This is a genomic window from Escherichia sp. MOD1-EC6475 (assembly GCF_003046645.1).
Classification (GTDB): domain Bacteria; phylum Pseudomonadota; class Gammaproteobacteria; order Enterobacterales; family Enterobacteriaceae; genus Escherichia; species Escherichia ruysiae.
In genome coordinates, this window is sequence record NZ_PZKQ01000030.1 from 16,359 (window position 1) to 43,302 (window position 26,944).

Sequence of the window (26,944 nt, forward strand, 5' to 3'; positions counted from 1 at the left end):
TGCTCATCAAAAAATTGTTCCAGAAGTGTAACAGATTGGGCGTCGATGCCCTAGATTTCTACCCGGCGTAACTACCCCCAATGGGCTAGCGCGACTGCTGATTATATTCATCATCGCGTTGATAAGCTTCATCATTCGGCTGCCCTGGAACCGACCGCAGTCGATACTCTTCATCCTGACTCACTGCCTGTTCAGCCAAATCCGGATTAATCTCGCGTTTAATTTCTACCCCTAAACTGCGAAACGCTTCTGCCTGCGCCAGCACATTTCCGCGACCTGAAGAGAGTTTTTTCATTGCCTGACGATAGTTATCCTGCGCTTTGTCCAGACTTTGACCTATCGCAGACATATCATCGACAAACAAACGCATCTTGTCGTACAGCTTGCTGGCGCGATCGGCGATTTGCTGGGCGTTGCGGCTTTGATGCTCATAACGCCACAGATTGGCGATAGTACGCAACGCCACCAGCAGCGTGGTCGGGCTAACCAGCATGATATTGTTTTTCAACGCTTCGGTTATCAGCTCCGGCTGGCGGTCAAGCGCCAGTAAAAACGCAGGTTCGACGGGGATAAACATCAGCACGTAATCCAGCGTTCTTAGCCCTGGTAGCTGTTGATAATCTTTACGCCCCAGCAAGCGGATGTGGTTACGCACCGACGCGATATGTTCCTGCAATGCACTTTCGCGGGTGTAGTCGTCTTCCGCGTTGAAGTAGCGTTCATAAGCGACCAGCGCCATTTTGGCGTCGATCACCACATCTTTCCCCTGCGGTAGTCGCACGATGACATCCGGCTGCATCCGCGAGCGGGCGTCATTTTCGATACTCACCTGGGTTTCGTATTCATACCCTTCACGCAAGCCAGATGCCTCCAGTACTCGCGTTAATACCACTTCGCCCCAGTTGCCCTGGGTTTTATTGTCGCCTTTCAGCGCACGCGTCAGGTTGATTGCCTCCTGGGCCATTTGCGCGTTGAGCTGCTGGAGATTGCGAATTTCGTGGGTCAGGGTATGGCGTTCTTGTGCTTCTTTACCGAAGCTGTCCTGAACCTGACGGCGAAAACCGTCCAGTTGTTCACGCAGCGGCGACAACAGGCTGTTCAGGCTCTGACGGTTTTGCTCATCAACGCGGCGATTGCTGTGCTCGAAAATACGGTTGGCGAGGTTTTCAAACTGCTCGCTCAAACGCTGCTCGCTGTTAATCATCTGGCGAATTTTATCGTCAGCGTGTTGCTGTGCGGCCTCCATCCGCGTGGTCACTTCACGCAGATCAGCCTCCAGCGAGGTGTTAATACTTTGCAGGCTGCGCACTTCGTTATTGAGTAATTCACACTCTGTGCGCCAGTGTTCACTTTGGGTAATTTGTTGTTTTGCCGCGCTTAACTCCGCGACCATCTCTTCACGTTCAGCTAATTGCTCGGCTTTTTGCTGCGCATGTTGATAACTGGCAAACAGCCAGCCGATGGCCACACTGACCAGCGCAATAATGGCATAAACAATGATTGAGAAATCCACAAAGCCTCCTGACGCAACAACTTACCCGCACAAAATAGAATTGTGCTGTACAAACGTCCAGTTGAAAAGGCATTTCCTGCGAGGCGCTACGCAAAAATACAAAAGGCCGAACGCGTCGGCCTTCAGACAGGAGAAGAGAATTACAACAGACGGCGCGCCGCTTCCACCACGATTTTCACCGCATGGCTTTCAGTTTGTTTCATCGTCTCAGCATTCGGGATCTCTTGCTGGGTACGGTTAACGATAACGCCCGCCACCATACCAGCACGCAGGCCCTGACTTGCACACATGGTCAGCAGAGTCGCAGATTCCATTTCATAGTTCATCACGCCCATCGCCTGCCACTCTTCCATAGAACCTTTAAAGTGACGGACTACGCGACCAGAGTAAGTATCGTAACGTTCCTGACCTGGGTAGAAGGTATCAGAAGAAGCAGTCACGCCAACGTGAGTCGTTGCGCCAATAGACTTCGCTGCTTCAACCAGCGCAGTCGTACATTCGAAATCAGCGACAGCCGGGAACTCCAGCGGTGCGAAGTGCAGGCTCGCGCCATCCAGACGAACAGACGCCGTGGTAACCAGTACATCGCCAACATTAATATGCGGCTGAATAGCGCCAGTTGTACCGATACGCAGGAAGGTGCGAATGCCCAGCTGTGCCAGCTCTTCAACAGCAATAGAGGTAGACGGGCCGCCGATACCGGTAGAGCAGACGATAACAGGTTTACCATCCAGCTCTGCACGCCAGGTGGTGAATTCGCGGTGAGATGCCAGCTTAACCGGCTTATCCATCAGCGCGGCGATCTTTTCCACACGATCCGGGTCGCCTGGGACGATGGCAAGCGTAGCCCCTTGTAAATCGTTTTTAGTGAGGCCGAGATGAAAAACATCAGACTTGGACATGTACAACTCCTCTGTGAATCGGTTTAGTCAGAAGAAGCAAAAAGGTACTTTACCGAAGGGATTAAGATTTTTTCGTGATAATCATCACTATGATGCAAATGTGTTGCATACATTTACTCATCAAAAGTGACTTAAATCACATAATTTACTCTTAAGTCAGTAAGGCTGCTTAAAAGATGAGCCATTTGAGGCAATGTGAATTGTTGCACGCTGACTATAGTTAACATTGCGCAAAATTTTTATAAGGGTACGGAGAATACCATGACAACAACACAACACTCTGGATTTGCACCTGCTGCATCCCCCCTCGCCTCGACCATCGTTCAGACCCCGGACGATGCGATTGTAGCAGGGTTCACCTCTATCCCTTCACAAGGGGATAACATGCCTGCTTATCATGCCCGTCCAAAGCAGAGCGATGGTCCACTACCAGTGGTCATTGTAGTGCAGGAAATTTTTGGCGTGCATGAACATATCCGTGACATTTGTCGCCGTCTGGCGCTGGAGGGGTATCTGGCTATCGCACCAGAACTCTACTTCCGCGAAGGCGATCCTAATGATTTCGCCGATATTCCCACGTTGCTAAGCGGTCTGGTGGCAAAAGTGCCTGACTCGCAGGTGCTGGCCGATCTCGATCATGTCGCCAGTTGGGCGTCCCGCAACGGCGGCGACGTCCATCGCTTAATGATTACCGGATTTTGCTGGGGCGGACGTATCACCTGGCTATATGCCGCGCATAATCCACAGCTAAAAGCCGCAGTGGCGTGGTACGGCAAACTGACGGGCGATAAGTCGCTGAACTCACCGAAACAACCTGTTGATATCGCAACCGATCTCAACGCGCCGGTTCTCGGCTTATATGGCGGTCAGGATAACAGCATTCCGCAGGAGAGCGTCGAAACCATGCGTCAGGCGCTACGAGCAGCGAACGCGAAAGCAGAGATTATCGTGTACCCGGATGCCGGTCATGCGTTTAACGCCGATTATCGCCCGAGCTATCATGCTGAGTCCGCAAAAGACGGTTGGCAGCGTATGCTGGAATGGTTTAAGCAGTATGGTGGGAAGAAGTCGCTGTAATGAGAAAAGACCGGGTGGCATTGCCACCCGGTTTATGTTTACCCCCGACGCAAATTCTGCGCCGCCTGCACCATGTTCGCCAGTGCCGCGCGGGTTTCTGGCCAGCCGCGCGTTTTCAGGCCGCAGTCCGGGTTGACCCACAGGCGCTCTGCCGGAATGCGTTTTGCCGCTTTCTTCAGCAGGGCTTCAATCCATTCTACGCTCGGTACGTTTGGCGAGTGAATGTCATAGACGCCTGGCCCGATTTCATTCGGATAATCAAACTCTTCGAATGACTCCAGCAACTCCATGTCGGAACGCGAGGTTTCGATAGTGATGACGTCAGCATCCAGCGCCGCAATCGAATCCATGATGTCGTTGAACTCGCAATAACACATGTGAGTGTGGATCTGCGTTTCATCCTTCGCCACGGCGGCGTTGATACGGAAAGCCTCCACGCCCCACTGGAGATAGGCGTCCCAGTCACTACGACGCAGCGGTAAACCTTCGCGCAGTGCCGGTTCGTCAATCTGGATGATGCCAATTCCAGCGGCTTCCAGATCGGCTACTTCATCACGCAGCGCCAGCGCAATCTGTTTGGCGATGGTTTCACGGCTGACATCTTCGCGCGGGAACGACCAGCAGAGAATGGTTACCGGGCCAGTCAGCATCCCTTTCACCGGTTTGTCGGTCAGCGATTGTGCGAACGATGCCCACTCAACGGTAATCGGTGCCGGGCGGCTAACGTCACCAATAACAATCGGCGGCTTCACGCAGCGGGAACCGTAGCTCTGTACCCAACCGTTTTGCGTAAAGACAAAACCGTCGAGGTGCTCGCCAAAGTATTCCACCATGTCGTTACGCTCGGCTTCACCGTGCACCAGCACATCCAGACCTAAACGTTCCTGCTCAACAATGGCCTGTTTGATGTGTTCCGCAATGCCCGTGCGGTAGTTATTGGCGTCGAGATTGCCCTTTTTGAAATCCAGACGCAGGGTACGAATTTCCGTGGTTTGCGGGAAAGAACCAATCGTGGTGGTCGGCCAGGCTGGCAGTTTAAAACGCGCACGCTGGGCTTCAGCACGCACTTCATAGACATTCGCCCGCTGGCTGTCCTGGGCGGTGATCGCCGCCAGACGCTTTTCTACCGCCGGATTATGTACACGAGTTGAGTGACGACGCGCCTGAATCGGGGCGCTCCACTCTGCCAGTGCTGCCGTGTCACCACTGTTCAGCGCATCGCGCAGCAGCGCCAGTTCATGGCATTTTTGCAGGGCGAAGGCAAACCAGCTTTTCACTTCTGCATCAAGACGCGTTTCCACGCTCAGGTCGATAGGGCTGTGCAGCAACGAGCAGGAAGATGCCACCCACAAATCACGTTTGCCGACAATGTCCTTAATTTGCGCATATTTCTCGGTGAGATCGGCGCGCCAGACGTTACGACCATTGATAAGACCCGCAGACAGCAGCCAGTCAGAAGGCAGACGCTTGTGCAGTTCTGCTACGTCATCTTTACCATGCACGAAGTCGACATGCAGACCCTGAACAGGCAGCGCCGTAATCGTGTCGAGATTTGGCGTTACGCCTTCAAAATAGGTAGTCAGCAGCAGTTTCACCTGGCCCTGGAGCGCATCGTAAGCAGGTTTATACGCGTCCAGCCACGCCTGCGGCAGTTCCAGCACCAGCGCCGGTTCGTCGATCTGTACCCACTCAATACCGCGTTTTGCCAGTTCTGCCAGAACCCGCTGATAAACCGGCAGAATGTCATTCAGCAGGCTCAGGCGGTCAAACTGTTCACCTTTCACCTTACCCAGCCACAGCCAGGTAACCGGCCCCAGAAGCACAGGTTTTACCTTGTGACCCAGCGCCAGCGCCTCGTCCACTTCATCCAGCAGCTGCGTCCAGGTCAGTTTGAACTGTTGGCCTTTAACGAATTCCGGCACCATGTAGTGATAGTTGGTGTTAAACCATTTGGTCATTTCTGCCGCCGCCGCAGGTTCACCTGTTGGCGCACGACCGCGACCAATACGGAACAGGGTGTCGATATCCACTGAACCGTCTTTATTCTGATGACGCGCTGGAACGTTACCCAGCAGCAGGCTGGTGGTCAGAACATGATCGTACCAGGCAAAGTCACCTACCGGCAGCAGGTCAATACCCGCCTGCTTTTGCTGATCCCAGTGACGAGCACGCAGTTCACGCCCAACCGCCAGTAATTCTTCACGCGTGGAATTCCCTGCCCAATAACTTTCTTGCGCTTTTTTCAGCTCGCGACGCAGGCCAACGCGAGGGAAACCGAGGGTGTGATTAAGAATTGTCATTATATGCCCCTTATGGAATTTTTAGTATTTAGCCGTCCAGATGTTTACACATCCATAATTGGCGGTTACTGTATATTCCTCAAGCGCAAATTATTCATGCCGAAGTGAAGGACTTTCATGATCGAAGTAAAACACCTGAAAACGCTACAAGCGTTGCGGAATTGCGGCTCGCTCGCAGCCGCTGCGGCGACGTTGCATCAGACGCAATCCGCCCTGTCTCACCAGTTTAGCGATCTGGAACAACGCCTTGGCTTCCGGCTATTTGTGCGTAAAAGCCAGCCGCTACGTTTTACGCCGCAGGGAGAAATCCTGTTGCAACTGGCAAACCAGGTACTGCCGCAAATCAGTCAGGCACTGCAAGCCTGCAATGAACCGCAGCAGACGCGCCTGCGCATTGCCATTGAGTGCCATAGCTGTATTCAGTGGCTGACGCCTGCGTTAGAAAATTTCCATAAGAACTGGCCGCAGGTCGAGATGGACTTTAAATCGGGCGTGACGTTTGACCCGCAGCCCGCGTTGCAGCAGGGCGAGCTGGATCTGGTGATGACCTCCGATATTCTGCCGCGCAGTGGCCTGCATTATTCGCCGATGTTCGATTATGAAGTACGCCTGGTGTTAGCACCTGACCATCCACTGGCGGCGAAAACACGAATCACGCCGGAAGATCTCGCCAGCGAGACGCTGTTGATTTATCCGGTGCAGCGCAGTCGACTGGATGTCTGGCGCCATTTTCTGCAGCCGGCAGGCGTCAGCCCGTCACTGAAAAGCGTCGATAACACCTTATTGTTGATTCAGATGGTTGCCGCGCGGATGGGTATTGCCGCTCTACCACATTGGGTCGTGGAGAGTTTTGAACGCCAGGGTCTGGTTGTGACCAAAACCCTGGGCGAGGGATTATGGAGCCGACTGTACGCCGCCGTGCGCGACGGCGAGCAGCGTCAGCCAGTGACAGAAGCGTTTATTCGCTCGGCGCGCAATCACGCCTGCGATCATCTGCCGTTTGTAAAGAGCGCGGAGCGACCCACTTCCGATGCACCCACAGTGAGGCCAGGATCACCAGCGCGCCTGTAATAAATGTTGGCCAGTGCGGCTGTTGATGCCAGATAGCCAGGTTAACCAGTAATCCTGCCGGAACGTGCATATTATTCATAATGCCGAGCGTTCCGGCGTCCACCTGAGTCGCACCGTAGTTCCACATAAAATAACCAATCCCGGAAGCCACCACGCCAAGAAACACCAGAATGCTCCATTGCAGCGTGGTTTGCGGCATTTTCTGCGTATTACCCAGCAAGAACCATGCAATCGCCGCCACCAGGAACGCGCCAAGATAGAACCACGCAAAGGCGTTATGCTGCGGCATCGGGCGAGTTTCCATCAGGCGTTTGTAACCCACCATGCCGATGGCAAAAGTGATATTGGAGAGTTGCACCAGCAACAAGCCAGTCCAGAAATGGTCGGTGACCTGATCATAGCGAATAATCCCGGCACCAATCACCGCGAGTAACGCGCTAAAAGCGTAGCCCCAGCGCAGACGGCGCTTACTCATAATGTCATAAATCAGCGTGATGTAGAGCGGCGTCAGGACGGTAAATAACAGCAGTTCAGAGACTGTCAGGTAGAGATAGGCACGGAAACTCAGCATATACATAATGCCAAGCTGCATCGCGCCCACCAGCATATACAGGCCAATGGTTTTCAGGCTATTGCCACGGGTACGCAAGAACGGCAGGAAAACGAGCGCCGCCAGCCCAACGCGTACCAGCACCGAAAAATAGCTGTCGACGTGCCCCGCAAGGTACTCGCCATAAAAGCTAAAGGAGAAGGCCCACAGAATCGTGGTGATGATAAGTAGCGCCACAATGGAAAACTCTTTGATTAACGAGTATCCATTGTAGCGAAGTATCAGGTTGACAACTGACCAAATAAAGAACGATTACGATAAATAGAGCTTACGCAGATAATGCGGCACCGCGTCGTCGGCATTAGTACCAATCACTTCCAGCTCAGGATGCAGATCTTTCAGGCGCTGGTGCGCGCTGCCCATAATGCAGCCTTTCCCCGCCATCGACAGCATTTCGGCGTCGTTCATCCCATCACCAAACGCAATGCAATCCTTCAGGCTGTAGCCCAGCTTCTTCGCTACCGCTTCCAGCGCATGGCCTTTCGACACGCCACCCGCCATCACTTCAAGACAAGTTAAGGTAGAGAAACTGACGTTGACGCGATCGCCCCAGCGAGCGTTGATAGCCTGCTCCAGCGGCAACAGTGTTTCATGAGACTCACTGGTGAAGAACACTTTGCTGACGCCTTCCGGCTCCAGCAATCCTGGCTCATACAGCGCATATTTGAACACCGCTTCTTTAAAAAAGCGCATCTCTTCCGGACGGTGGCGATTCATAAACCATTCGTCGTCGCGATAAACGTTAGTAATGATGTCCGGATTGTCGTTGACTACGCCAAATAGATCGCTGGCAATGTCGCGATCCAGGTTATGAGCAAAAATCAGATTGCCATCCAGATCGTGAACGCGCGCGCCATTGGAGGTAATCATGTAAGACTTAATCTCCAGATTATCGCGAATTTGCCCCACGTCGACGTGGTGGCGACCCGTCGCAAACACAAAGTTGATGCCACGCGCGGTGAGCAGTTTTAGGGTTTCTTTGGCGTAAGGGGATAATGTATGGTCGGGAGAAAGTAACGTACCATCTAAATCAGACGCAACAACCTGATACATAAGAAATTTAAACCTCTATAGAGCGATTTCCGCTGGGTGAGTTATGCCGGTTGAAAAATTCAACGATGGCGTGGAGCGCGACTGAGCGCATTGCGTCCTTTTCAAAAAGGATCTCATGGTACGCACCTTTAATTACCAGCGGCTGCCCCCCTTCTACAGGATGGCCCGCTGCGGCGCGGAGTTCACAAAAACGGTCGTGCATACGGTTATCTACCACGCGTTCCTCTTCAGCCTGCAAGAGAAGCGTTGGCGTGGCGTCATCACCCGCACCGGCTAACACCTGTTCGCCAGCCAGAATACTTTCGCGTACCCAATGGTAGGTCGGCCCACCGACGCGAATCGTTGGGTCATCAGCATAGAAACGTAAATTACGTCGATATCGCTGCCTGCTGTGGGTCAGTACATTGATGGTAAACGGCAGCGCGCGCCAGCGCCCGGTGCCAATCGCATAGCCATCACGAAAACGTGGATGCGCTTCTGCCCAGTTAAGGATCTGCCGCGCCATAAATGATGGCATACGAATCACAATCCCAAACATTGGCGCAGTTAGCGCAATAGCATCGCATACGCCGGGGTGACGTTGCAGAAACAGCGTGGAGATTGCACCGCCCATCGAGTGCGCCAGTATATAGCGTTTACGCCACGGACCTGGCTGAACCTCCTGTTGCCAGAACGCCGCCAGATCATCAACATAATCATTAAAGCGATTAACATGCCCGAGATGCGGATCGGCTAACAGTCGACCGGAACGCCCCTGACCGCGATGGTCGATGATTAACACATCAAACCCCAGATGGAACAGGTCGTAGGCCAGCTCCGCATACTTTACATAGCTCTCAATACGCCCCGGACAAATGACGACCACCCGATCATGTTGTTGAGCGCGAAAGCGGACAAAACGCACCGGAATGTCATCCACGCCGATAAACTCTGCTTCGTCCCGCTGACGCCAGAAGTCGGTCAGTGGCCCCATCGTAAAAGCAGCAAACGCTTTTTCTCTTGTTTCCCAGTCTTTTTGCTGCTGAAACATCGGGTAATCTGCCTCTTAAACCACGTAAAATCGTTTTTTTAAGCGTGCCTGACACAACGCTGCGACAGTAGCGTATTGTGGCACAAAAATAGACTATCCGGGAGATTCCCATGACCTTTGAATGGTGGTTCGCCTACTTACTGACATCGATCATTTTAAGCCTCTCGCCAGGCTCTGGCGCAATCAACACCATGACCACTTCGCTCAACCACGGTTATCGCGGCGCGGTAGCGTCTATTGCAGGGCTTCAGACCGGACTGGCGATTCATATTGTGCTGGTTGGCGTGGGTTTGGGAACGCTATTTTCCCGCTCGGTTATTGCTTTTGAAGTGTTGAAGTGGGCAGGCGCGGCTTACCTGATTTGGCTGGGAATCCAGCAGTGGCGCGCCGCTGGTGCAATTGATCTTAAATCGCTGGCTCCTACCCAATCGCGCCGCCACCTGTTCCAGCGGTCAGTGTTTGTGAACCTTACTAATCCCAAAAGTATTGTGTTTCTGGCTGCGCTATTTCCGCAATTTATCATGCCGCAGCAACCGCAACTGATGCAGTATATCGTGCTCGGCGTCACCACTATTGTGGTCGATATTATTGTGATGATCGGTTACGCCACCCTCGCCCAACGGATCGCACTCTGGATTAAAGGGCCGAAGCAGATGAAGGCGCTGAATAAGATTTTCGGCTCGTTGTTTATGCTGGTGGGGGCGCTGTTGGCATCGGCAAGACATGCGTGAAAAATAATGTCGGATGCGGCGTAAACGCCTTATCCGACCTACTCTGATGATGCGTCTGGCATCACCGCGAAATAATCAAATGAATGCCAAATCCGGCAAATAACGCGCCGGCAAAACCGTCGATCCACTTCGCCAGACGTTGATAACCCCGGCGCATTTGCGGTAGCGCAAACAGGCTGGCAACAACGGTAAACCACGCCAGCGTTTCGACAATAATCAGCGCGAAAATGCCCCAACGTTCGGTGGTGCCGACGTTATCGCCGACAAACAGCGAGAACACCGAGCCAAAGTAGATAATCGCTTTCGGATTGGCGAGATTGGTCAGCAAGCCTTTCAGGAAACTGTGCCCGCTTTTCGCCAGTTCCACCTGTGGCGCAGGCGCAGAAACAGCCTCTTTTTTCAGCGCACCGCGCAGCATCTGGTAACCCATCCAGCAAAGATACAGGCCACCGCCAACCATAATCAGCGTATGTAGCCAGGCCATTTTTTCGATAATCAAATGCAGGCCAAGCAGCGCGATCCCTGCCCAGACCATGACGCCGCAGGTTATGCCCAGCACGCCCATCATCGCTTCTTTACGCGAACGGCTAACGGCAGTTTGAGAAACAAAAAAGAAATCGGGACCGGGGCTCATAAGCGCCACGATGTGCACCATGGCAACGGTGAGAAATAACATCAACATACATTTGACTCGCGGGGAAAACGTTTACGGAATGTTCATCCTGGCACTTTTTTGTGCCGCTGACTACTCTTCGTCGTCGCCGTCGACATGAGCGCGAATCAGCGTCATAAACGGTTTACCAAAGCGTTCCAGCTTGCGCATCCCGACACCGTTTACACTCAACATTTCGCTGGCGGTGATCGGCATCTGTTCAGCCATCTCAATCAAGGTAGCGTCGTTAAACACCACATACGGCGGGACATTGCTTTCATCGGCAATAGATTTACGCAGTTTGCGTAATTTGGCGAACAGTTTGCGGTCATAATTGCCGCCGAAGGATTTCTGCATCGCTTTCGGTTTGAGTGCCACAATACGCGGCACCGCAAGTTGCAAAGAGGATTCGCCACGCAGCACCGGACGCGCGGCCTCTGTCAGTTGTAGCGCAGAATGCTGGGCGATATTTTGCGTCACCAGACCGAGGTGAATCAGTTGGCGGATCACGCTCACCCAGTGTTCATGACTTTTATCACGCCCCATGCCGTAGACTTTCAGTTTGTCATGACCATAGTCGCGGATACGCTGATTATTAGCACCACGGATCACTTCCACCACATAGCCCATACCAAACCGCTGATTCACACGACCAATGGTGGAAAGCGCAATCTGCGCATCGGTTGAACCATCGTATTGTTTCGGCGGATCGAGGCAGATATCGCAGTTCCCACACGGTTCCTGACGCCCTTCGCCAAAATAATTCAGCAGTACCAGGCGTCGGCAAGTTTGCGCTTCGGCAAACGCCCCCATCGCATTGAGTTTATGGCGCTCGATATCCTGTAGCTGCCCCTGCGGCTTTTCTTCCAGACAGCGGCGCAACCACGCCATATCTGCCGGATCGTAAAACAGCATTGCTTCCGCTGGCAGGCCGTCACGCCCGGCGCGACCGGTTTCCTGATAATAGGATTCAATATTGCGCGGAATATCAAAATGCACCACGAAGCGGACGTTAGGTTTGTTGATGCCCATACCGAACGCCACGGTCGCCACCACAATTTGCAGGTCATCGCGCTGGAATTTTTCCTGCACGTCGGCGCGGACATCGTTTTCCAGCCCTGCGTGATACGCAGCTGCGCTAATACCCTTGCTTTGCAGGCGCGCAGCGGTATCTTCTACCTTCGCACGACTATTACAGTAAATAATCCCCGACTTACCGCGTTGTTCCTGCACGTAACGCATCAGTTGATCGAGCGGTTTGAACTTCTCCATCAACATATAGCGAATATTCGGGCGGTCAAAACTACTGATTTGAATCAGCGGATCGTTAAGCCCCAGCAGGCGCACGATATCTTGTCGCGTGGTGTCATCGGCTGTAGCAGTTAGCGCCATAAACGGCAGCGTCGGGAAACGCTGGCGTAACTGACCGAGCGCAGCATATTCCGGGCGGAAATCGTGGCCCCATTGGGAAATACAATGCGCTTCATCAACGGCTAATAAGACAGGATTCCAGTGCCCCAGATGCTCAAGGAAGTTATCCAGCATCAGGCGTTCCGGCGCGATATACAGCAGGCGAATTTGCCCGGTGCGACAGCCTGTCATCACTTCAAGCTGCTGCTCTCGGTTTTGCGTCGAGTTAAGGCACGCCGCCGCTACACCGTTGGCTTGCAGTTGATCCACCTGGTCTTTCATCAAGGAAATCAGTGGTGAAACAACGACAGTAAGACCGTTCAATAACAACGCAGGGATTTGATAGCACAGGGATTTTCCGCCGCCAGTTGGCATGACGACGAGGCAATCGCGACCGGAAAGTACGGTGTCGATAATTTCTTCCTGGCCGGGGCGAAACTGTTGGTAGCCAAAGGTTTCTTGTAAAACCTGTTTAGCTCCGGACTCCAGATTCAACACTTCCGCCTGCGCCACATTCACCCCGATTGCCTGAAATAAAAACAGGCGCTATTTTCAGCGCCTGCGCGAGAAACTGCAATGCTTTTAGTCTCTGGCAGGGTAATCCTGGATGCTGGATTCCAGATTTGCCTTTCAATCAACTCGCATTAGAACAGGTCGTTTAGCATAACCCCCACACCGACGCGGGTCTGGTTAAAGTTATAGTCGATGAGCGATTCGCCGTAACCGCTGTAAACCTGAGTATAAAGACGCACATGTTTGGTGATCGGGTAACTTAAGCCTAACTCCGCGCCGCCGTAACCGGTGTTCCAGTTGTACTGCCCTTTCGCGCTCAATACGGCATCACCCAAGTGATAGCCGATTTTAAGCTGGTAGTACCCCATATATTTGGTGATATCCGGGTTATCGTCAGTATTACCCACCACATACCACGGTTTAACTTCCACCAGCCAGTTACCATTTTCCGCCATCAGGCGAGTATAGATACGGTTCCAGCTACGGGACGTCGGGTCGGAACGCCCGTTAGAGTCATGATTGTACCCCAGCTCCACATCGCGCAGTGTCCAGCCAGCAAAGCGGTAATCGGTAGCAAAACCGAGGAACAGTTGCGGTTCATAGTTAGTTTCACGAAACGGCGATGACTCTTCGCTATTAGAAAGCTGCCACCAGGATTTCTGCGTGTAAGACGCGCCCAGAACAGAGTTTGCCCCCAAAATCCCACGCCAAAGCGGAAACGCCAGACTTAACTGGAACTTCACTTCATCCTTACGCGCGTTTTCTGCCCAATCGTAACTCGCAATCGCTTCTTTATTCAGATCGCTGGTCTGGGTATAGATGATGTAGTTGGTGTCATAAGGATAAAGGGTGAAAGGATTATCATGTTCCTGCAACATATTGGCGATGATGCTACCACGTACTGCAGGCGCATCATGCACATCTTTCACCGTTGCTTCTTGTGCATTTGCCACTATCGGCAGCATACACACTGGCAACAAGCAGCCCAGTAGAGTCCGCATCGATCGTGTTCTCCGTAACGAATTATTGATTAGATGAATATTTTTTCTGCGGGCTATTTTACATACTTAACTCAATTGCCGTTAGTTATCCCTTCCTAAAGTAGAAACCAACAACAAAGAAGCATAAAATCAACATTTCGTTAACCAACGAAGTGTAAGGATGATATGTCTGCTGTACTGACCGCTGAACAAGCCCTGAAATTAGTGGGTGAAATGTTTGTCTATCACATGCCGTTTAACCGGGCATTGGGGATGGAACTGGAGCGTTACGAAAAAGAATTTGCGCAGCTGGCCTTTAATAATCAGCCAATGATGGTCGGTAACTGGGCGCAAAGTATTTTGCACGGCGGGGTGATTGCGTCGGCGCTGGATGTCGCCGCTGGCCTGGTATGTGTAGGCAGCACTTTAACGCGTCACGAAACCATTAATGAAGATGAACTGCGCCAGCGGCTATCGCGGATGGGAACCATAGATCTTCGCGTCGATTATCTGCGTCCAGGCAGGGGTGAGCGTTTTACAGCCACCAGTAGCCTGTTACGTGCGGGTAATAAAGTCGCCGTCGCCCGTGTCGAACTGCACAATGAAGAACAGCTTTATATTGCCAGTGCTACCGCCACCTATATGGTAGGTTGAAAATCTAAAAGCAGGTAAACTGCTGAAACTGATGACAAACGCAAATTGCCTGATGCGCTGCGCTTATCTGGTCTACCAGAGAAATGCAATGTATTGAATTTGCATCCTTTTGTAGGTTGGGTAAGGCATGAACAAAGCGCACTTTGTCAGCCATCTGAGCAGGTAAACTGCAATTAACAACAAAAAATGAGTTTTCCAATGGATACAAAACAAACGCGGCAGGGCGTATTACTCGCTCTTGCCGCTTATTTTATTTGGGGTATTGCACCTGCGTACTTCAAACTGATTTATTACGTACCTGCTGATGAAATCCTGACGCATCGTGTAATCTGGTCGTTTTTCTTTATGGTGGTGTTGATGAGCATCAGCCGCCAGTGGTCCTATTTAAAAACCCTGATTCAGACGCCGAAGAAAATATTTATGCTGGCAGTCTCTGCTGTGCTAATTGGTGGCAATTGGTTACTGTTTATCTGGGCAGTGAACAATCACCATATGCTGGAGGCCAGTCTTGGATATTTTATTAATCCACTGGTGAATATATTGCTGGGGATGATTTTCCTCGGCGAGCGATTCCGCCGGATGCAATGGCTGGCAGTGATTCTGGCGATTTGTGGTGTGCTGGTCCAGCTCTGGACCTTTGGTTCGCTGCCAATCATCGCGCTGGGACTGGCATTTAGTTTTGCCTTCTACGGCCTGGTACGCAAGAAGATTGCGGTTGAAGCTCAAACAGGCATGTTAATCGAAACCATGTGGCTGCTACCCGTGGCGGCGATTTACCTGTTTGCTATTGCTGATAGTTCTACCAGCCATATGGGGCAAAACCCAATGTCGCTGAATTTACTGCTGATCGCCGCTGGTGTTGTCACCACTGTACCGCTGTTGTGTTTCACCGCCGCTGCCACGCGCTTGCGTCTCTCAACGTTAGGCTTTTTCCAGTATATTGGCCCGACGCTGATGTTCCTGCTGGCAGTGACGTTTTATGGTGAAACACCGGGGGCGGATAAAATGGTGACCTTCGCCTTTATCTGGCTGGCGCTGGCAATTTTTGTGATGGATGCAATTTATACGCAGCGTCGAACGTCCAAATAAAAATAAATATATTCTGAAAAAATGTGCCTGCTCTTGCATGAGGGTGGGCATATTGCCATGCTGGCGGGAGAATCACACAAGGATGTAAAATCAATGTTACGTATATTTATGCCAACATCTAAAGGCAAGATTTCCAGACGCCGTTATTTGTTTTCATTTATTTTAACAAATTTAGTTTGTGTCTTACTTATTGCTTTTTCTGGCGAGGCCGGATCAGGATTTTTTGTTATAATATCTACCATTCTTCTCCATTATCTCGTCATCAATATGAATTGCCAACGACTCCGTGATAGTGGTTTCACGTATATAAAAACGTATATTTTTTGCACATTAGCTGTCTATACCATCTCTATCATCATCATGATTGCCGAACATTTTGATTGTTCAGGCAATGGTTCGATGATTTTCTTAATTTGCTATTTTACCACTTTCAGTATGCTAATACTTGCACCTACTGATTCATCAAAATAATAGTTACGGAGTATTTATGAGTAAGGGATATATGAACGATGGTTCATTAAGTGAAAAATGGAAATACCGATTTAATTTTTATGACCAATATGGTTTTCCTGGATTCTGGGGGGCAACACCAGAGTATAAAAAAGCATTTAAAGCATTAAAAATAAGGCAACGATTAACTGTTCAAATGAATTTCATTGCTTTTTTCTTCTCCTGGATATATTTATTTGTCCTGGGATTATGGAAAAAAGCAATTATAGTTCTATTACTTGGCATTCTCTCACTATTGGTTGGTGCATTAATTGGCGTTAATGTACTGGGATTCGCTGTAGCAGGCTATGTTGCTGTTAGCACGAATAAATGGTTCTATGAAAAAGAAGTAAAGGGTATTGATACCTGGAGCCTCTGAATAACAGGTGGCTTAGCCAGGCTAAGCCACCGCTCTCGTTTTTTACAACCAGTTCTTCCGCTTAAAGTACAGATACGGTGCCAGACCCGCGAGAATCATAAAGATAATCGCGCCTGGGTAGCCGAAACTCCACTTCAGTTCTGGCATAAACTCAAAGTTCATCCCGTAGCTGGAAGCGACCAGTGTTGGCGGTAGGAACACCACGGATACCACCGAGAAGATTTTGATGATGCGGTTCTGCTCGATGTTGATAAAGCCCATCGCCGCCTGCATCAGGAAGTTTACCTTCTGGAACAGGGATTCGTTATGCGGCAGCAGGGATTCGATATCTCGCAGGATTTCACGCGCCTGCTCCAGTTGCCCGCCAGGTAAACGCGCCTTGCGTACCAGGAAGTTGAGCGCGCGCTGGGTATCCATCAGACACAGACGAACTTTCCAGCCGATATCTTCCAGTTCCGCCAGTGTGGAGAGCGCCTCGTCGTACTCATCGCCCTGATGCCCTTCCATAATTACCCGGCTCAACTGCTCCAGATCGCTGTAGATGTTTTCAATTTCATCCGCCAACTGTTCGATTTTGGTTTCGAACAGATCCAGCAGCAGCTCGTAGGCGTTACCGTCAACCATTGACTGGCTACGGGCGCGCATACGATACAGACGGAATGCAGGCAGCTCGCGCTCACGCAGGGTAAACAGGCGACCATCACGGATGGTAAATGCCACAGTGGAGTTACCGGCGTGATCTTCCGCATCTTCAAAGAAGAAGAAGGAGTGAATATGCAGGCCGTCATCGTCTTCAAAGAAACGCGCCGATGCTTCGATGTCTTCCAGTTCCGGGCGGGTTGCCAGGCTCTGGCCAAGTTCAGATTGTACGCGCAGTCGCTCGTCGTCATCCGGTTCGACAAGATCAATCCATACTGCATCTACAAGGGGTTGTGACTCTTCGACTTCCAGCCGGGTCAGTCGGTTATTTTCCAGTTGAAATGCGCTCAGCATGACCGGGACTCCCAATGCTTAAAATATCGGACAGTTCGGTGGGCACACAGAAACAAATTGGGTTTCAGACCATTAAACAGCCTGACTCAGCGCGACGGGAAAAATTGAGGTCGCTGACAACCGCTAAGGCTATCAGCAAAAGGGGATAGCCTTAGGAGTTGATCCTGGATGACAGGATAATGAGCCAGTATCTACTGGGTGTGTCCAAGGCGAATGTCCTCTTAGAGTGATCGTGCGCGCATGTTACGCCAGCAAAATTTTGCCGTCAACACGCAACGGAACACCACAGAACAATAGTTGAACTTCGCGCTTTTTGGTACTCGTCAAGGTCGTTAACAGGATAAAAAAATCACACAGCCAGGACCTATAATGGCGCATCGGCTACTCATTGGTAAAGGAATGATCACCTTGAATCTCAAACGGATTTTTCTCGCCCTCGTCTTACTCCCCTTGTTTGCTGTTGCTGCTGATGACTGCGCGCTCTCAGATCCGTCGCTGACAGTACAGGCGTATACCGTTAACCCTCAGACAGAGCGGGTGAAAATGTACTGGCAAAAAGCCAATGGCGAAGCGTGGGGAACGTTACATGCGCTGCTGGCGGATATTAATAGCCAGGGGCAAATTCAGATGGTGATGAACGGCGGCATCTATGATGAAAGCTATGCGCCGCTCGGTTTGTACATCGAAAACGGTCAGCAGAAGGTGGCGCTAAATCTCGCCTCAGGGGAAGGGAACTTCTTTATCCGTCCTGGCGGCGTGTTTTATGTCGCGGGAGATAAAGCCGCTATCGTTCCGCTGCAGGCATTTAAAGCCAGTAAAGAGATTCAGTTCGCAGTGCAGTCAGGGCCAATGTTGTTAGAAAACGGCGTAATTAATCCGCGCATTCACCCGAATGTTGCCTCGCGTAAAATTCGTAACGGTGTAGGGATAAATAAACAAGGGAACGCCGTGTTTTTGTTGAGCCAGCAGGCGACAAATTTTTATGATTTTGCCTGCTATGCCAAAGCGAAACTGGACGTAGAGCAGCTGCTTTATCTTGATGGCACGATCTCGCATATGTATATGAAAGGCGGAGCAATCCCGTGGCAACGCTATCCTTTTGTTACCATGATTTCCGTCGAGCGGAAAAGTTAGAATGATAGTTTTGTGTCAGATACTGAATATGGTGCTGATGCCGGATGCGGCGTAAACGCCTTATCCGGCCGCAATTTATTGAATCTGCATGATTTTGTAGGCCGGATAAGGTGCGCAGCACCGCATCCGGCAACGTTATACCGTCTCCAGCCGGGCGTAAGCCGCCACCAGCCATTTGATTCCCTGGCCCTGGAACGCCACCTGCAAACGGCTATGTTCGCCGCTGCCTTCCATATTGACGATAGTGCCTTCACCAAATTTGGCGTGGCGCACGCGCTGGCCGAGCTTGTAACCGCTGTCGTTCTCGACCATCGGCGTACCCATACGCTGATGGCTGACCGGACGACTTACCGTGGCGCGCAAGCGCACCTCTTCCACGCACTCTTCCGGCAGCTCACCAATAAAGCGCGATGGGCGATGGTAAACTTCTTTGCCGTACAGGCGGCGGGTTTCCGCGTAAGTCAGCGTCAGTTTCTGCATCGCGCGGGTTACACCAACGTAGGCCAGACGGCGTTCTTCTTCCAGACGCCCGCCTTCATCCAGCGACATCTGACTTGGGAACATGCCCTCTTCCATACCGACAATAAACACCTGCGGAAACTCCAGACCTTTCGCCGAGTGCAGCGTCATCAGCTGTACCGCATCCTGCCAGGTATCCGCCTGCCCTTCACCTGCTTCGAGCGCCGCGTGAGAGAGGAACGCCTGTAGCGGCATTAAATCTTCGTCTTCTTCGTTGTAGCTGAACTGGCGCGTTGCCGTCACCAGTTCCTCTAAGTTTTCGATACGCGTCTGGCCTTTTTCGCCTTTCTCCTGCTCGTACATGGTGCGCAGGCCGGAGTCTTTAATTACCCGGTCAGTCTGTACATGCAGCGGCATATCGGCAGTTTCCTGCGCTAAGGCGTCGATCAGTTCCATAAACCGCTGTAAGGCGCTGGCAGCACGTCCGGCGAGGGCTTTTTCCTGCAACAGTTCACGACATGCCTGCCAGAGAGTTAACTGGCGATCGCGCGATGTCTGACGCACGACGTCCAGCGTCCGGTCACCAATACCCCTCGTTGGCGTATTCACCACACGCTCAAAGGCCGCGTCATCGTTGCGGTTGGCAATCAGGCGCAGATACGAGAGCGCATCTTTGATTTCCTGGCGTTCGAAGAAGCGCATCCCGCCGTAAATACGGTACGGCATACTCGCCTGTAATAAGGCCTCTTCCAGTACACGCGACTGGGCGTTGCTGCGGTAGAGAATGGCGCACTCGGCAAGCGCCCCGCCGTTGTCCTGCCAGGTTTTGATGCGATTAACCACAAAACGCGCTTCATCGAGTTCGTTAAAAGCGCAATAGAGGGAAATAGGCTCACCGTCCGCGCCATCGGTCCACAGTTTTTTACCCAGACGCCCGTTATTGTTTTCAATCAGGGCGTTAGCGGCGCTCAGAATATTGCTGGTAGAGCGGTAGTTTTGCTCCAGACGAATAGTTTCGGCACCGGGGAAATCATTGAGGAAACGCTGAATATTCTCGACCTGCGCCCCACGCCAGCCATAGATTGACTGGTCGTCATCGCCAACAATCATTACTTTGCCGGTATCGCCCGCCAGCAAACGGATCCACGCATACTGAATGTTGTTGGTATCCTGGAATTCGTCCACCAGAATGTTGGTGAAACGTTCGCGATAGTGCTGAAGGATATGTGGCTTGTTAAGCCAAAGCTCGTGCGCGCGTAGCAGCAGTTCGGCGAAGTCCACCAGGCCTGCGCGGTCACACGCTTCCTGATACGCCTGATACACCTTCTGCCAGGTCTGCTCCACCGGGTTACCGTAGCTTTGAATATGATGCGGACGCAGGCCTTCATCTTTCTGGCTGTTGATGTACCACATTGCCTGACGTGGCGGCCACTGCTTCTCGTCGAGATTCATCGCCTTGATCAGACGCTTAAGCAGACGCAGTTGGTCTTCGCTATCGAGGATCTGGAAATCCTGCGGCAGGTTGGCGTCCATATGGTGCGCACGCAGCAGGCGGTGCGCCAGCCCGTGGAAGGTGCCGACCCACATGCCGCCCTGACTGGTGCCCATCAGTTGCCCGATACGATGGCGCATCTCCGCCGCCGCTTTGTTGGTAAAGGTCACCGCCATAATCGAGTACGGCGAGCAGTTTTCCACGCTCATCAGCCAGGCGATACGATGCACCAGTACACGCGTCTTACCACTGCCCGCGCCCGCCAGCACCAGAAGATTGCTGCGTGGCGCGGCCACCGCTTCGCGCTGTTTGTCATTAAGGCTGTCGAGCAGGTAAGAAACGTCCATTGGCACCGCCGCGTAAAAATAGGTTGGGCGGAGAAGCGCAACGCCCTCCGCCAAAAAGCTGGGTATATATACAGATTTGCTGATTATATCAGCGAGGTCAGAGATGCCAACCGGGAAATTTCCAGATGCGGCAGTAAACGGCTGTCCCAGGTTTGCATCAGATCGCCATTTTCCGGTCTGATCCAACAGGCCTGCATTCCGCTGCGGATCGCCCCACCCACGTCAGTGGTGAGATCGTCCCCAACATGTAAGATCTCGCCGATCGGCACGTTGAGTTTTTCCGCCGCCAGAAAGTACATATCGCTGAACGGTTTCGAGCGCCCGTGCGGGCCAGCGCGCAGCACAAACTCAAAGTAGTCGCCCAAACCAAACAGTTCCGGCTGGGCGTTACCATTGGTGATCGCCACCAGCGGCCATTTCTTCGCCAGCTGTTTTAAGGTGTCGTGGGTTTGCTGCGGAACATCGATCCGGCTGCGCCATTTGGCAAAGTTGATCATTGCCGCGTGTGCGCCGGCACTGGCTTCTTCAGCACTCAGCCCGGCGTCGAGCATCGCTTGTTCAATCGATCGAAAACGCCAGCGCGTCACATCGTGATAAATCTCGGGTTCCGCTTCCCGTACCGCCTGACGCAGGCGTTGCAGATCTTCATTCCGGAAGCTGCGCAGCGCCGGATGATAATTTTGCACAAAAGTCAGCGCCTCCCGCTCGGTGCGCAAAATCACCGGACGGTTGTCGTAAAGGGTATCATCCAGGTCAAAGGTGAGCGCCGAGATGCGCCCCAAAGGCCGGTAAAAACGCATTATTTCCCCCGTTTGGCGCGTGGATGCGCCGCATCATACACCGAGGCAAGGTGTTGAAAATCAAGATGAGTATAGATTTGCGTGGTAGAGAGATTGGCATGACCCAACAGCTCTTGCACACCACGCAGATCGCCGCTCGACTCCAGCATATGCGTGGCGAATGAGTGACGTAATTTATGCGGGTGAACGTGATTATTCAGCCCCTGTTTGATGCCCCATTCGGCAAAGCGTTTTTGTACGTTACGCGCAGAGATGCGTTTGCCCAGTTTCGACAGGAAAAGTGCGTCGTCTTCACTGCCAAACAGGTCGCGTAAATCAAGCCAGTGCTCAATCCACGCCACGGCGTTACGACCAATCGGCAGGCGGCGCTCTTTGCTACCTTTTCCTATCACCCACACTTCGCCGGACTCCAGGTCGAGGTGTTTGATATCCAGCCCCACCAGTTCGGAAAGACGCAGCCCCGCGCCGTACATCACTTCCAGCATTGCCCGGTCACGTACAGCGAGGGGATCGTTGATATCGATATCCAGCAGCCGATTCATATCATCGACGTCGATATTTTTCGGCAGATGACGCGGCGCTTTCGGTGCCGAAACACCTTTTGCCGGGTTAGCTTTGAGTTCGTTCTGGCTAACCAGCCAGTCAAAAAAGCTACGTAGCGCAGAAAGCCGTAACGCGAGGCTTGCCGCTCCCAGCCCTTTACGGCGACTGCGTACAGCAAAATTACGCACCATCGCCACATCACATTGTTGCCAGCTTTGCAGGCCGTTTTCGCTGGCAAAATTGATGATCGCCTCAAGCTGCCGCTGGTAGTTAACCAGGGTAATCGGGCTAAGTTGACGCTCCACGCTCAAATAACGTAGGTAGCGTTCCACATCGGTATGTAAATCGGTCATACGCGTTCAATCCAACGCTCCAGAAGCTCCGGCATCATCAGCGCAATTTCATGGAGTAACTGCGTTCCCTGCCCTTGTTGATAGTGACTGGCATCACGGCTGGTGAACAGCACCACACCAAGATCAGCATCACTTCCCAGCATCGACATCGCCACCGATCCCACCGCTTTCGCTTCCGGCAGCACCACCAGCAATTCAGGCCCGTTAAGCGGCCCCAGATAATGCGGTTCCTGCCCCAGACGCTGAATACGCAGAGGTTCGAAAGCCTGACGGCTTAATGCCAGATGGGTATGGTTCGACGGCGCGCCTAAACGCCAACGATCCGGGAACAGGCGCAGACTCGCACCCGCCAGACCAAGATCGCGTGCCCAGCGGTGAAAGCGCATTAGCATATCGTCGAGACTGCTGGCGGCAGTAAGAATGCGCTGCAAATAGAGCAAGCGATAAAACAGGCCTTCGTTGGCGATAGCCTGTTCCATCAACAGCGCCATGTTCTCTTCCAGAACATGAATATGGTTACGCGCGCGAGCCATATGCCATTCGACGAGCGAAACGGTGCCACGTACCGGATGCGGCACTCGAATTGCCTCTACTGCGTGCGCATTGCGGATAAAAAACTCAGGATTTTTAATCAGGTAATCGACAACCGCCCGGTCATCAAGCTCCGTGAGTGTTTCCTGTAGTTCTTCCCCTGGTTGCTTCATAGATGAATAAATCCGTCGTAAACATGTACTGCCGGACCCGTCATATATAACGGATGACCCGGACCTTTCCAGGCAATATCAAGGCGACCGCCAGGGAGTTCCACACGAACTTCTTCGGCCAGCAAACCTTGCTGAATCCCTACCGCTACCGCCGCACACGCGCCGCTGCCGCAGGCCTGGGTTTCACCTGCCCCACGCTCATAAACGCGTAAACGAATATGCTCGCGCTTAACCACTTGCATGAAACCGATGTTGGCGCGCTCCGGGAAACGTTCGTGGCTTTCCAGAACTGGCCCCAGTGTTTCTACCGCCGCAGTATCGACATCATCGACCTGAATCACGCAGTGCGGATTTCCCATCGACACCACGCCGCATAAGATTGTCTGCTCGGCGGCGCGCATGATATAGGTCTTTTCCGCTTTGTTGGCGCGAAACGGCACGGCGGAAGGTTCGAAATTTGGTTCGCCCATATTTACCCGTACCAGATCGTCATCGGTGACGGTCAGTACCATCCGACCATTGGCAGTGCTGACGCGAATATCGCGCTTATTGGTCAGCCCTTTCAGGCGTACAAAACGGGCAAAGCAGCGTGCGCCGTTGCCGCACTGCGCCACTTCACTACCGTCAGCATTGAAAATGCGATAGTGGAAATCCAGTTCTGGATCGTACGGCGGCTCAACCACCAGTAGCTGATCAAAACCCACACCCAGGTGCCGATCCGCCAGGCGACGAATCAGATCCGGTGAAAAAAAGACATTCTGCGTTACCGCGTCGACGACCATAAAATCGTTGCCAAGGCCATGCATTTTCGAGAACTGCATTATCTACTCCATTCACGCGGGTACAGAAACTGACTTTTAGTAATTCACCTGAGATGGGCCATCGCCAGTGGCGCGGTCGTTTTTATCCGGCAACGTGGATTGTGTTTGCGTATCTACCGGTTTGGTCGGCGGTGGCGCGTTTTTATCTGCGGGCGGGAAATAGAGCGGACCTTTCAGACCGCAGCCCGTCAGGCTGAAAAGAGTAAGTAATACAGTGAGTGCCTTAAACACGTTTTTCATTATGGATTGCCTGTAAAGTTCATCGCTTTCTGCTTTCTATCATCGCAGGAGAAGACGTAAAAGCAAGCGTTTAGCGACTCTTTATGAAGTCTGAAAAGTGAGGAATTGCTGCGAGTATAACGCTTACAAGAGAGGATTTATGTTTTGCTGGTAGTTTCGTGATCGGCACCTCGCGCCAGGATGGCTTTATGCACTATCGCAATGTGGTTTGTTTGTTGTCTTGTTCGTTGTTTTTATCGTCGGCATGGGGATGTCGGCTTGATGAGCCTGAACATAATATTTACCAGCAACAGGGAAAAGGCGTGGTGTACCTGCGCCCTTATGAAGAAACAAATTTTTCTCTTCCTGGCGTAAATTACAAAAGGTTGCGTCGGTTACCCAATTTATTAATAGACCCGACAACACTGGACGAATGGGATAAAGAACCGCCTCTGACCGATCTGACAACCGACTACCTCTATGAAGGCGCACAGGCCTGGTATCCTCATTACTCCTGGCATAGCGATGGTCGCTATATCCTCTATGCGGGTGAAGTTGTGAAAAACCCTCCCGGCACACCTCCCGTCGATGTCGCCTCATTCAAGGCATGGGGAGATTTTGCAGCAGATAAAAATAGTCTCTATTTCGAAGGCAAGCGCACCGATGACAATGGTGAAGAAAATAGTTTAGATATTAAAACGCTGCATCAGGTGAAATTCCGTTCCCCCTGGAAACCTGACTTTCTGGGGCTGATATTACGTGACGCTAATTTCTTATATGTCGATGGGCATCGCCTCGTAGATCCCGATAGTTTCCATGTGCTGGCGCAAAAGCCCTGGGATCAGCGAGGAAAGTTCTCCACCGCGTTTAACCCCTGCGTTGCTGTGCCGTTTGGCCCCTGGGATACGCTGGCCCGTACACACAAAAAAATTATGATCAACGGCGAGCAGCTTGATGCCGACCCAGAGACATTTACTGTCGTGCGCTGGATGCCCGGTTCGTTATTAACCTGGCGTGATAAAAACGGGCTGCAGCGTAAAGTGCTGAATCAGGGAAATCTGGACAAAGATAGAGCAAATAGCTGCGCAGCGTTCAATTTACAGGAACACTTTGTGTCATGGCGCAAAGGGCCAGAATGCCAGCAAGAAGTCCTGGCCGGCCTCGATCCAGAACAATTTCACCCTCTTAGTAATACCGTCGCGCAATATCAGGACAAGCTGTACACCATCAAAAAAAAGGAATTTGGCGAAAATAGGCTGGATATCGTCACGCTGGATAATCCTGGTTTGGTGATAGATAAACGCTTTAACGCGGGAAGAACTCACGGCTATTTATTGACCAAATTACCAGCTGATGGCGAAGAAGAAGATGGCCTCCAGGTATTCGAGTCTTCCGGGCCGCTTATCCTGATGGATTATCGTGTTCCCGATGAGCATGAGGCTCACCTTGGCGATAGCCCGCATTATAAGAAATGGTATGCGCACGACGATCGTTATGTTTACGCATTCGATGGCTCGCAGCTGTGGCGCTACCCAACCCCCAACACCAAAGCCGTGCGGGTGACATGGAAAACCAAACATTCAGGTTATGGCTACTGGGCAGACTACCGTAGTGGAGAGTTGGACGGCAGACTTCTTGCGGATGGTGCGTTTATTCCAACGGGAATCCCCTATAACTCATCCGTTAACATTGCTCAATATTCTGATGGCGAAAGCTCTTTTCTCGTCGGTGAAACCGATGTTAGCTGGCGTAAGCTTCGCTCTACAGACCAGCAATGGAGTCAATGGGAGAAACTCCCCGATATTGACCCGAAAGCATTTCATCCCATCACCGATCGTGTCGCGCAGTACAAAAATCATCTGTACATTGCGAAATTGTCTCCTTTTGGTGAAGACACCCTGGAAACCCTAACTCTTGACTCTTCTGCACCTTTCCTGAACCAACGAATTAACGCCGGGAAAGACCATGGCTACTTTATGCGCTCTTCCCGGTTACGCGACGATATTCAAGTTTTTGCCATTGATGGGCCATTGAAGACTACCGAACGCTTCGCTTATGACAATCGCTATGTTTATACCTGGATCGGCAGCCAACTTTATCGAACCGCATCGCCCTGTCCGGCAAAAACACGTAATTTGGATCAGAACATGTTTTCATCCAATGATGACATCATCATCTTTAAGACGGAGGAAGAGTGCCGCAAGACACCAGGTATTGGGCAAACTTTGAAGCCCTGACCCCATGCCGCTATACTGCCGCCATCACCTAAAAACAGGATACAACAATGAACGACAGTGAATTTCATCGCCTGGCTGACCAACTGTGGCTAACCATTGAAGAACGCCTGGACGACTGGGATGGTGACAGCGATATCGACTGCGAAATCAACGGCGGCGTACTGACCATTACCTTTGAAAACGGCAGCAAAATCATTATCAACCGCCAGGAACCACTGCACCAGGTGTGGTTGGCAACCAAACAGGGCGGCTACCACTTTGATCTGAAAGGCGACGAATGGATTTGCGATCGCAGCGGCGAAACCTTCTGGGATTTGCTGGAGCAGGCGGCGACGCAGCAGGCGGGAGAGACGGTGAGCTTCCGTTAAGATTTCATGCCGGATAAGCCT

General features: G+C 51.9%; 27 protein-coding genes. 10 read left to right on the plus strand and 17 right to left on the minus strand.

The features are described 5' to 3' along the window. Positions 1-85: 85 nt before the first annotated feature. Positions 86-1,513 (minus strand): DNA recombination protein RmuC, encoded by a 1,428-nt coding sequence (rmuC, locus tag A7589_RS10650; RefSeq protein ID WP_000347691.1) that lies wholly within the window; start codon positions 1,511-1,513, stop codon positions 86-88. Between the two features lie 140 nt (positions 1,514-1,653). Next, a complete protein-coding gene (gene udp / locus A7589_RS10655) occupies positions 1,654-2,415 on the minus strand; it encodes a uridine phosphorylase (protein ID WP_000045177.1) in 762 nt (253 codons plus the stop codon). A 261-nt stretch (positions 2,416-2,676) separates the two neighbouring features. On the opposite strand from udp, the gene A7589_RS10660 reads away from it, so the two are divergent. Further along, positions 2,677-3,492, plus strand: a complete 816-nt coding sequence (locus tag A7589_RS10660) for a dienelactone hydrolase family protein (protein ID WP_010353608.1) — start codon at positions 2,677-2,679, stop codon at positions 3,490-3,492. A gap of 38 nt (positions 3,493-3,530) precedes the next feature. On the opposite strand, the gene metE is transcribed toward A7589_RS10660, so the two are convergent. Then, the gene (metE, locus tag A7589_RS10665) at positions 3,531-5,792 is read right to left on the minus strand and encodes a 5-methyltetrahydropteroyltriglutamate--homocysteine S-methyltransferase (protein ID WP_000153912.1); all 2,262 of its coding nucleotides are present in this window, start codon (positions 5,790-5,792) and stop codon (positions 3,531-3,533) included. 117 nt (positions 5,793-5,909) lie between these two features. On the opposite strand from metE, the gene metR reads away from it, so the two are divergent. Then, positions 5,910-6,863 carry an HTH-type transcriptional regulator MetR gene (gene metR, locus A7589_RS10670; protein WP_000573620.1) on the plus strand — a complete coding sequence of 318 codons (954 nt, stop codon included), beginning with the start codon at positions 5,910-5,912 and terminating at the stop codon, positions 6,861-6,863. On the opposite strand, the gene bioP is transcribed toward metR, so the two are convergent. The 3 genes from bioP to pldB form a co-directional block, all read right to left on the minus strand. Then, positions 6,751-7,650 (minus strand): biotin transporter, encoded by a 900-nt coding sequence (gene bioP / locus A7589_RS10675; RefSeq protein ID WP_001196249.1) that lies wholly within the window; start codon positions 7,648-7,650, stop codon positions 6,751-6,753. The genes metR and bioP overlap by 113 nt on opposite strands. A 75-nt stretch (positions 7,651-7,725) precedes the next feature. Beyond that, on the minus strand, positions 7,726-8,526 hold the full coding sequence (gene yigL / locus A7589_RS10680) for a sugar/pyridoxal phosphate phosphatase YigL (RefSeq protein ID WP_000285356.1): 801 nt from the start codon (positions 8,524-8,526) through the stop codon (positions 7,726-7,728). Between the two features lie 7 nt (positions 8,527-8,533). Beyond that, positions 8,534-9,556 (minus strand): lysophospholipase L2, encoded by a 1,023-nt coding sequence (gene pldB, locus A7589_RS10685; protein WP_000487637.1) that lies wholly within the window; start codon positions 9,554-9,556, stop codon positions 8,534-8,536. A gap of 110 nt (positions 9,557-9,666) precedes the next feature. Here pldB and rhtB point away from each other — a divergent pair, with 110 nt between their 5' ends. Further along, positions 9,667-10,287, plus strand: a complete 621-nt coding sequence (gene rhtB, locus A7589_RS10690) for a homoserine/homoserine lactone efflux protein (protein WP_000142513.1) — start codon at positions 9,667-9,669, stop codon at positions 10,285-10,287. A 61-nt stretch (positions 10,288-10,348) separates the two neighbouring features. Here the strand turns inward: rhtB and rhtC are convergent, their stop codons facing one another. The 3 genes from rhtC to pldA all read right to left on the minus strand — a co-directional run bounded on the left by rhtC (position 10,349) and on the right by pldA (position 13,863). Beyond that, entirely contained in the window at positions 10,349-10,969 is a 621-nt protein-coding gene (gene rhtC, locus A7589_RS10695) for a threonine export protein RhtC (protein ID WP_000928822.1), read from the minus strand. Between the two features lie 63 nt (positions 10,970-11,032). Next, positions 11,033-12,862, minus strand: a complete 1,830-nt coding sequence (gene recQ, locus A7589_RS10700) for an ATP-dependent DNA helicase RecQ (RefSeq protein WP_024191047.1) — start codon at positions 12,860-12,862, stop codon at positions 11,033-11,035. A 131-nt stretch (positions 12,863-12,993) separates the two neighbouring features. After that, the gene (pldA, locus tag A7589_RS10705; protein ID WP_001259596.1) at positions 12,994-13,863 is read right to left on the minus strand and encodes a phospholipase A; all 870 of its coding nucleotides are present in this window, start codon (positions 13,861-13,863) and stop codon (positions 12,994-12,996) included. Positions 13,864-14,028: 165 nt separating this feature from the next. On the opposite strand from pldA, the gene yigI reads away from it, so the two are divergent. The 4 genes from yigI (at position 14,029) to A7589_RS10725 (ending at position 16,453) form a co-directional block, all read left to right on the plus strand. Next, on the plus strand, positions 14,029-14,496 hold the full coding sequence (yigI, locus tag A7589_RS10710; RefSeq protein WP_001277144.1) for an acyl-CoA thioesterase YigI: 468 nt from the start codon (positions 14,029-14,031) through the stop codon (positions 14,494-14,496). A 198-nt stretch (positions 14,497-14,694) separates the two neighbouring features. Then, positions 14,695-15,585, plus strand: coding sequence for an EamA family transporter RarD (gene rarD, locus A7589_RS10715; RefSeq protein WP_000380000.1), 891 nt, complete (start codon positions 14,695-14,697; stop codon positions 15,583-15,585). 93 nt (positions 15,586-15,678) lie between these two features. After that, positions 15,679-16,056 (plus strand): hypothetical protein, encoded by a 378-nt coding sequence (locus A7589_RS10720; RefSeq protein ID WP_032147809.1) that lies wholly within the window; start codon positions 15,679-15,681, stop codon positions 16,054-16,056. Between the two features lie 16 nt (positions 16,057-16,072). Further along, positions 16,073-16,453, plus strand: coding sequence for a DUF2628 domain-containing protein (locus tag A7589_RS10725; RefSeq protein WP_000033709.1), 381 nt, complete (start codon positions 16,073-16,075; stop codon positions 16,451-16,453). Positions 16,454-16,495: 42 nt separating this feature from the next. On the opposite strand, the gene corA is transcribed toward A7589_RS10725, so the two are convergent. Both corA and ysgD read right to left on the minus strand, forming a co-directional pair. Further along, positions 16,496-17,446, minus strand: coding sequence for a magnesium/cobalt transporter CorA (gene corA / locus A7589_RS10730; RefSeq protein WP_000947145.1), 951 nt, complete (start codon positions 17,444-17,446; stop codon positions 16,496-16,498). Positions 17,447-17,597: 151 nt separating this feature from the next. Beyond that, positions 17,598-17,654 carry a YsgD/CorL family protein gene (gene ysgD / locus A7589_RS23245; RefSeq protein WP_212723238.1) on the minus strand — a complete coding sequence of 19 codons (57 nt, stop codon included), beginning with the start codon at positions 17,652-17,654 and terminating at the stop codon, positions 17,598-17,600. A 161-nt stretch (positions 17,655-17,815) separates the two neighbouring features. Between ysgD and A7589_RS10735 the strand changes: the two genes are divergently transcribed. Beyond that, positions 17,816-18,580 (plus strand): phosphodiester glycosidase family protein, encoded by a 765-nt coding sequence (locus tag A7589_RS10735; RefSeq protein ID WP_000951168.1) that lies wholly within the window; start codon positions 17,816-17,818, stop codon positions 18,578-18,580. 135 nt (positions 18,581-18,715) lie between these two features. Here A7589_RS10735 and uvrD read toward each other — a convergent pair whose 3' ends face one another. The 6 genes from uvrD to lptM form a co-directional block, all read right to left on the minus strand. After that, on the minus strand, positions 18,716-20,878 hold the full coding sequence (uvrD, locus tag A7589_RS10740) for a DNA helicase II (protein WP_000383407.1): 2,163 nt from the start codon (positions 20,876-20,878) through the stop codon (positions 18,716-18,718). 83 nt (positions 20,879-20,961) lie between these two features. Continuing rightward, entirely contained in the window at positions 20,962-21,678 is a 717-nt protein-coding gene (gene yigB / locus A7589_RS10745) for a 5-amino-6-(5-phospho-D-ribitylamino)uracil phosphatase YigB (protein WP_001213592.1), read from the minus strand. Then, positions 21,678-22,574 (minus strand): tyrosine recombinase XerC, encoded by an 897-nt coding sequence (gene xerC / locus A7589_RS10750; RefSeq protein WP_000130704.1) that lies wholly within the window; start codon positions 22,572-22,574, stop codon positions 21,678-21,680. Before xerC ends, yigB begins: the two co-directional genes overlap by 1 nt. Beyond that, complete coding sequence (locus A7589_RS10755; RefSeq protein WP_000812780.1) at positions 22,571-23,278, minus strand: DUF484 domain-containing protein; 708 nt, start codon at positions 23,276-23,278, stop codon at positions 22,571-22,573. The genes xerC and A7589_RS10755 overlap by 4 nt, the downstream gene beginning before the upstream one ends. After that, positions 23,275-24,099 carry a diaminopimelate epimerase gene (gene dapF, locus A7589_RS10760; RefSeq protein WP_001160645.1) on the minus strand — a complete coding sequence of 275 codons (825 nt, stop codon included), beginning with the start codon at positions 24,097-24,099 and terminating at the stop codon, positions 23,275-23,277. Before dapF ends, A7589_RS10755 begins: the two co-directional genes overlap by 4 nt. 36 nt (positions 24,100-24,135) lie before the next feature. Continuing rightward, positions 24,136-24,339: an LPS translocon maturation chaperone LptM gene (gene lptM, locus A7589_RS10765; protein WP_000799886.1), complete on the minus strand. Its 204-nt coding sequence runs from the start codon at positions 24,337-24,339 to the stop codon at positions 24,136-24,138. A 188-nt stretch (positions 24,340-24,527) separates the two neighbouring features. Here lptM and A7589_RS10770 point away from each other — a divergent pair, with 188 nt between their 5' ends. Both A7589_RS10770 and cyaY read left to right on the plus strand, forming a co-directional pair. Continuing rightward, positions 24,528-26,555, plus strand: a complete 2,028-nt coding sequence (locus A7589_RS10770; protein WP_105282518.1) for a hypothetical protein — start codon at positions 24,528-24,530, stop codon at positions 26,553-26,555. A 47-nt stretch (positions 26,556-26,602) separates the two neighbouring features. Further along, positions 26,603-26,923 carry an iron donor protein CyaY gene (gene cyaY / locus A7589_RS10780; RefSeq protein WP_000999947.1) on the plus strand — a complete coding sequence of 107 codons (321 nt, stop codon included), beginning with the start codon at positions 26,603-26,605 and terminating at the stop codon, positions 26,921-26,923. Positions 26,924-26,944 lie beyond the last annotated feature (21 nt).